Consider the following 6,972-nt stretch of genomic DNA (forward strand, 5'->3'; position numbering starts at 1 on the left):
TATGGCTATCGCCATGAAAATTCACCTGAAAAAGAATGCGGCGGCAAACGGATTAGAATTAAAGAAAAGATTACAGGGATTAACTGCGACCGACGTGACGCATAGCCGTAAACCAAAGGCGGCTATTCTTATATTCGATATATGACCTCACAAATGCTGTGAAAATCCACCTTCCCAAATAACAAAACATAGTCTGCTTATCAAATCCCAAAATAAGACAGGGATTTCAGTTCCCTCCGATCTGCATAGCATAGTGGCTTCGCCATGACATCTGATGTCATATTATGAACTTTGATGATAGTCTCTTGTGTTCCACAACCTTCTATTCTATTTTTGCACCAACCACTTAAACTAATGATTATGGAGATAGTGAACATAGAAGCCGGCGCATTTATGGAAATGAACAACATATTGTTCAAGATAGAAAAACAACTGAAAGGACTGAACTCTTCCAAATCTGAACTGAGTGAATGGTTGGATAATCAGGATGTATGTATTCTTATGAATATATCAGACAGAAAACTGTTGTCTTTAAGGCAGAAAGGGCTAATCCCTTTCAGTCGTATAGACAGAAAAGTATATTATAATAAAGAAGATATTCTAAACTATATGAGGAATAACCTTAAAACACATACAAATAATGGAAATGGGACAGATGGTATTGAATAAGGATAGTAATGAAGTCAAAAGATTTATTGAAGCCATGGAAGGTATATCCAGAATGTTGGATGCAAATTCTTTAATCTATAGACCTATACTAGACGGGAACCGCTATATTACAGAACAGGAGTTATCTAAAGCTCTCAAAATAACAAAAAGAACACTTATTGAATATAGAATGAATGGTAAATTGCCATATTATAAAATAGGAGGAAAGATTCTGTATAAGGAACAGGACATTATAGATATATTGGAAAGAAACAAAGTATTGGCATTTGAATGATATTTCTTAAAACATTAATAATCAAAAGATAAACTTTATAAAATAGCTTGTAGCTACGCCTAAATAATCATATAAATATTTGGAGGAATAGAACCGAACACTTACCTTTGTAAAGTCAAAGGATGATTAACGAGAATCTATCGAAAATTGGTGAATTTGGCATATGGCTGATTCAGTGGTTCGGGGATTTTTCCAAAGATATTAAAGTGCTGTAATTTAGGATTTTGAATTTAGATATTCGATTCCTGGTGGCACCACTTAGAAGAAAAGCAACAAGCAGTAAAATCCTGATTTCCAAGCGAAATCGGGATTTTTTGTTTTTCCACTACACGCAAAGGAAACGGCAAAATAATATTAACATGAAAAATATTCAGAAAAGAGCATATACCTCAAAAGAGATATTAACCATAGCCTACCCTATTCTTATAAGTCTTGTAATGGAGCAAGCAATAGGTATGACAGATACAGCTTTTTTAGGCCGTGTAGGTGAAGTGGAGCTTGGTGCATCAGCCATAGCCGGAGTATATTATATATCCATCTTCATGATAGGTTTCGGTTTCAGCATCGGTTCGCAGATACTGATGGCGCGAAGGAACGGCGAGAAAAGATATTCAGAGATAGGCGACATATTTTATCAGGGAGTATATTTCATGATTTTTCTGGCAGCTGCAGCCTTTGCCATTACCGGGCCGGCGGCAAAATGGTTGCTGCCCGCAATACTTTCATCGCAGGATATTTATGCTGCTGCGGAGAGCTATATACACTGGAGGGCGTTCGGGTTCTTTTTCTCGTTTGTGGCGGTGATGTTCAGGGCTTTCTTTGTGGGTACCACGCAGACGAGGACGCTTACTCTGAACTCCATAGTGATGGTGGGGGCGAACATAGTGTTCAATTATATACTGATTTTCGGAAAGTTGGGATTTCCGGCTTTGGGGATTGCAGGTGCGGCCATAGGCTCGTCGCTCGCGGAGATGGTTTCGCTGATATTCTTTATCGTTTATACGCTCCGGAAAGTGGATCTGAAGAAATATGGACTTAACAGGTTCGGCAGATTCGATATGCAGAAGCTCAGGAGAATTCTCGACGTTTCTCTGTGGACCATGATTCAGAATTTCATATCGCTGTCCACATGGTTTATCTTCTTCCTCTATGTGGAGCACCTGGGCGAGCGTCCGCTTGCTATAACCAATATCATAAGGAATATCTCCGGCATTACGTTTATGATTATATCGGCGTTTGCATCTACGTGCGGTTCGCTGGTGAGCAATCAGATAGGCGCGGGAAAGGCAGAGAGTGTGGTCTGTACGGTGCATCAGCATATAAAGCTGGCGTTGGCTGTGGTCTTGCCTCTTACTGTGGTGTTTGCGGTGTTTCCTGAGGCGGTACTGGGTATATACACTGATATGCCGGAACTGATAGAGGCTGCTGTGCCGTCGCTGTGGGTGTTCTGTACCACTACATGGCTTACGGCTGCATCAAACATATATTTCCAGTCTGTATCGGGAACGGGGAATACGCGCATGGCGTTCGTGTTGGAGTTGGCGGTCCTGGCGATTTATGCCGCATATATCACTGTGACTATTCAGGTGATGAAGCTCGACGTGGCGTGGTGCTGGACTTCTGAGCATGTCTACGGAGGATTTCTGCTTGCATTCTGCAGTATGTATCTCCACAGCGGAAGGTGGAAGCGGAAGAGGATATGAGAGGAAAAGAATACGGACCGCTTCGGAGTGTTGCTCCGAAACGGTACGTACTGGTATTGCAGCCGCAGGGGAGCTATCGCTTCAAGCGGGAGAGGAAGCGTTCGCGGTCCACTATATAGCGGATGTGGATGCCTTCGCCAATGGTTCCCTCGGAGTCGGATGCGGTGACTCTGAATGTCAGTTTCCGGCCGTCGACTTCCTGGAGCACGGCTTCAGCGGTGACTGTCTCGCCGGGAGCGGAAGGTTTGATGTGAGATGTCTGCATCATGGCTCCCACTGTGGTAGAGCCTTCGGGCAGATGGGGCGCCACGGCTTTCATTGCGGCATTCTCCATGAGGGCCACCATGGCGGGGGTGGCAAATACTTCCATGTCGCCGGAGCCCATGGTGAGGGCTGTGTTGGCGGTTGTTACAGTGGTTGTGCTGATGTGTTTTAGTCCTTTTTCCATGATTATGTGTATGTTTATAGGTTATTGCGTGATGCAAAGATATATGATATCGGCCGGAAAAATGCGATAATGTGAAGATTTGATGGAAATTCTTGGCGGATCGGGGGATTTTTGTGATTTTTGTGTCACGATTGTGATTTGAAAAACGTATGTTCCAATAATTAAATAATCGAGCTTATGAAAAGATTTTTACTCGGGGCGGCAGTCTATATTACCGCGATGGCCGCACAAGCCGAAGAGGCTCCGCTATGGATGCGGCATTGTGTCATTTCTCCGGACGGAGGGCAGATAGCTTTTACTTACAAAGGTGATATCTACACCGTGGACACCGGAGGAGGTAAGGCACGGCAGATTACTTCGAGCCGAGGATATGATACCCATCCCATGTGGAGCCCGGACGGAAAGAGCATAGCTTTTGCATCCGACAGAGAGGGAAGCATGGACGTGTTCATAGTGGGCCGCGACGGAGGGGTGCCGAGAAGGCTGACATCTCACTCTGGCAATGAGGTGCCGGTAGCATTCAGGGATAACGACCATGTACTCTTCGGGGCTGCAGTGATGACGGACGCCGAGGATATGACTTTCCCGAGCGCGCAGTTTCCGCAGGTGTACGAGGTGAGTACTGAGGGCAGCAGACCTGTAATGTTCTCGTCTGTTCCGATGGAGGATATCAGTGTAAGTCCTGACGGCAGGTCTTTCCTCTATCACGACAGAAAGGGATATGAGGACGCGTGGAGAAAACATCACACGTCGTCCATCACGCGCGACATATGGCTCTGCACTGCAGCTGTGGACAGGGAAAGAAGATTCAGAAAGATAACGACGTTTGACGGTGAGGACAGGACGCCGGTATGGGCGCAGGACGGAAAGTCGTTCTATTATCTGAGCGAGAGGGACGGCAGCTTCAATATCTACAGGTCGGACATTGAGGGCAGAAACATTACGCGCCTGACATCGCATACGGGGCATCCGGTACGTTTCCTATCGGCTGCCAAGGACGGAACTCTTTGTTATGGTTTCAACGGAGAGATATATACGCTGAAGGAGGGAGAACCGGCGAAGAAGGTAACTGTGAGCATCGCGGCCGACACGTATGACAGGCACTTGGTGAAACAGTTGAAATCGTCGGGTGCCACGGAGATATCGGTTTCGCCTGAGGGAAAGGAGGTAGCCTTCGTGATGCGTGGCGATGTGTATGTCACATCTGTGGAGTATAAGACTACAAAGCAGATTACCGACACTCCGGAGCAGGAGAGGGATATAGATTTCTCGCCGGACGGAAGAAGTATTGTCTATGCTTCGGAACGTGACGGACTCTGGCAGATATATCAGACGTCGCTGGTTGATAAAGATGACAAACTGTTTACTTATGCCAATGATTTCAAAGAGGAAAGACTGGTGAACAGCAGCTATACATCGTTCCAGCCACAGTACAGCCCCGACGGCAGGGAGGTAGCATTCCTGCAGAACAGAACGGAGCTTCGTGTGCTTAATCTGAAAACAAAGAAAGTGCGTACCGTGATGGACGGTAAGTTTGAGTATTCCTACTCGGACGGTGACCAGTGGTTCGAGTGGAGTCCGGACAGCCGTTGGCTGCTTTCGGGATATATCGGCTATGGGGGATGGAACAATAAAGATGTAGCCTTAGTAAATGCGTCGGGCAACGGAGAGATTCATAATCTGACTCAGAGCGGATATACTGACGGCGATGCGAAATGGGTTCTGGGCGGTAAGGCTATGATATGGAAGAGCGACCGCGCGGGTTATCGCAGCCACGGCAGCTGGGGCTCGGAGGACGATGTGTATATCATGTTTTTCGACCTCGATGCTTACGAACATTTCCGTATGAGCAAGGAGGAAACAGCTCTCCTGGAGGAAGCGGAGAAGAAAGAGAAGGAGGATGACGCAAAGAAGGAGGACGAGAAGAAAAAAGGAAAGAGGAACGCCGGCGAAAAAGAGAAAAAGGATGTGGTTGAACCTCTGGAATTCGACCTTGAGAACTGTCGCGACAGGGTTATCCGCCTGACGGTGAACTCTTCCAGACTCGGCGATGCGGTGCTCTCTGCGAAGGGAGACAAACTGTATTATCAGGCCACCTTCGAGGATGGTTATGACCTGTGGGTGCACGACCTGAAAGAGAATAAGACTTCCATCGTGATGAAAAATATCGGCTACGGAGCGATGATGACGGACAAGAAGCAGGAGAACCTGTATCTCTGCAACTCGTCTATCAGAAAAGTGAATATGGAGAAGGGCGAATCGAAGACGGTGGAGTTCAGCGCTACATTCAATTATCGTCCGTATGAGGAACGCCAGTACATGTTCGACCATATATGGAAGCAGGTGGAGGACAAGTTCTATGTGGCCGACCTGCATGGGGTGGACTGGAAAGGGTATTACAATATCTACAGACGGTTCCTGCCGCATATAAACAACAACTATGATTTCCAGGAGATGCTGAGCGAGATGCTTGGCGAGCTGAACGGTTCGCACACGGGGGCAAGGTATTATGCGCCGGGAGCTTCGTTCCAAACAGCGTGTCTTGGGGCGTTCTATGATAATGATTATACAGGAGACGGTCTGAAGATAAAGGAGATAATAGCCAAAGGGCCTTTTGCCGTAAAAAAGACAGATGTGACTGAGGGATGTATCATCGGAAAGATAGATGGCGAGAAGATATCGGCCGGAGCTGATTATTATCCTTTGCTGGAAGGCAAGGCAGGCAGGAAGGTACTCCTTTCGGTGTATAATCCAAAGAAGGGTAAGCGGTTTGAAGTAACAGTAAAGGCTATCAGCGCGGGCGAGCAGTCAGACTTGCTCTACAGAAGATGGGTGAGAAGGAACGAACAGCTCGTGGAGAAACTCTCGGGAGGCCGTGTGGCATACGTGCATGTGCAGGGAATGAACAGTCCGAGCTTCCGTACCGTATATAGCGAACTTCTGAGCGAGAAGAACAGAACCAAGGAGGCGGTGATAGTCGATACGCGTCATAACGGTGGAGGATGGCTACACGATGACCTGGTAACTCTGCTCAACGGGAAAGAGTATCAGAGATTTGTTCCGAGAGGACAGTACATCGGCAGCGACCCGTTCAACAAGTGGCTCAAGCCGTCGTGTGTACTGGTCTGCGAGGATAACTACAGCAATGCTCACGGCTTCCCGTGGGTGTATAAGGAACTCGGCATAGGCAAGCTTATCGGTACTCCCGTTCCGGGAACGATGACCGCTGTATGGTGGGAAAGGCAGATAGACCCGAGCATCGTCTTCGGTATTCCTCAGGTGGGATGTATGGATATGCGCGGCGAGTATCTCGAAAATAAAGAGCTTCAGCCGGACATAGAAGTATATAATTCACCTGAAGAGATGTTGAGAGGCGAAGACAGACAGCTGGAGGCTGCTGTAAAGGAAATGCTGAAGACTATTGATGGATAGGAGGTAAAGTTGTAAAGTATTAAAGTTATATAGGAGGTAAAGCTGTAATGTTTTGAGCTTTACCTCCTTTATTATTATAATACTGTAATACTGCTATTACTATAATACCGCTTAAGCTATTTATTACTTTTATAAAATTGCAAATATGAATATTGACGCACAATAAGAATCAAGTGTCGTTTATGGGAAACTTTGATTAAAACAGAAAAGCCAAGGAAGAAGTAAAAAAGAAAAAACGATATCCCAAAAGAGAAGATTGCCAGGTATTTCTTTGACTTGTCGAAACTATCTTTTAATCCACTTGTAGGTTGATCCGACTCTTTCCTTCAGGGGTATAAAAAAAGGTGTAAATCACGCAAATGTCTGATTTACACCTTCCTCAGCGGAGAGGGAGGGATTCGAACCCCCGGTACCTCGCAGTACAACGGTTTTCAAGACCGCCGCAA

The 6,972-nt window shown here is 46.3% G+C and carries 5 protein-coding genes; 4 read left to right on the top strand and 1 reads right to left on the bottom strand.

What is annotated here, in order from left to right; all coding sequences use genetic code 11:
• Positions 1 to 360 precede the first annotated feature (360 nt).
• The 3 genes from QZ379_RS11475 (at position 361) to QZ379_RS11485 (ending at position 2,646) form a co-directional block, all read left to right on the top strand.
• Positions 361 to 669, top strand: coding sequence for a helix-turn-helix domain-containing protein (locus QZ379_RS11475; protein ID WP_291564761.1), 309 nt, complete (start codon positions 361 to 363; stop codon positions 667 to 669).
• Positions 647 to 943, top strand: a complete 297-nt coding sequence (locus QZ379_RS11480) for a helix-turn-helix domain-containing protein (protein WP_291564770.1) — start codon at positions 647 to 649, stop codon at positions 941 to 943. The genes QZ379_RS11475 and QZ379_RS11480 overlap by 23 nt, the downstream gene beginning before the upstream one ends.
• 359 nt (positions 944 to 1,302) lie before the next feature.
• Complete coding sequence (locus QZ379_RS11485; RefSeq protein WP_291564764.1) at positions 1,303 to 2,646, top strand: MATE family efflux transporter; 1,344 nt, start codon at positions 1,303 to 1,305, stop codon at positions 2,644 to 2,646.
• Between the two features lie 73 nt (positions 2,647 to 2,719).
• Here QZ379_RS11485 and QZ379_RS11490 read toward each other — a convergent pair whose 3' ends face one another.
• Positions 2,720 to 3,094, bottom strand: a complete 375-nt coding sequence (locus tag QZ379_RS11490) for a thioesterase family protein (RefSeq protein ID WP_291564766.1) — start codon at positions 3,092 to 3,094, stop codon at positions 2,720 to 2,722.
• Between the two features lie 177 nt (positions 3,095 to 3,271).
• Between QZ379_RS11490 and QZ379_RS11495 the strand changes: the two genes are divergently transcribed.
• Complete coding sequence (locus QZ379_RS11495; RefSeq protein ID WP_291564768.1) at positions 3,272 to 6,526, top strand: S41 family peptidase; 3,255 nt, start codon at positions 3,272 to 3,274, stop codon at positions 6,524 to 6,526.
• Positions 6,527 to 6,972: the final 446 nt, after the last annotated feature.

Source organism: Bacteroides sp. (assembly GCF_019417265.1).
Lineage (GTDB): Bacteria > Bacteroidota > Bacteroidia > Bacteroidales > Bacteroidaceae > Phocaeicola.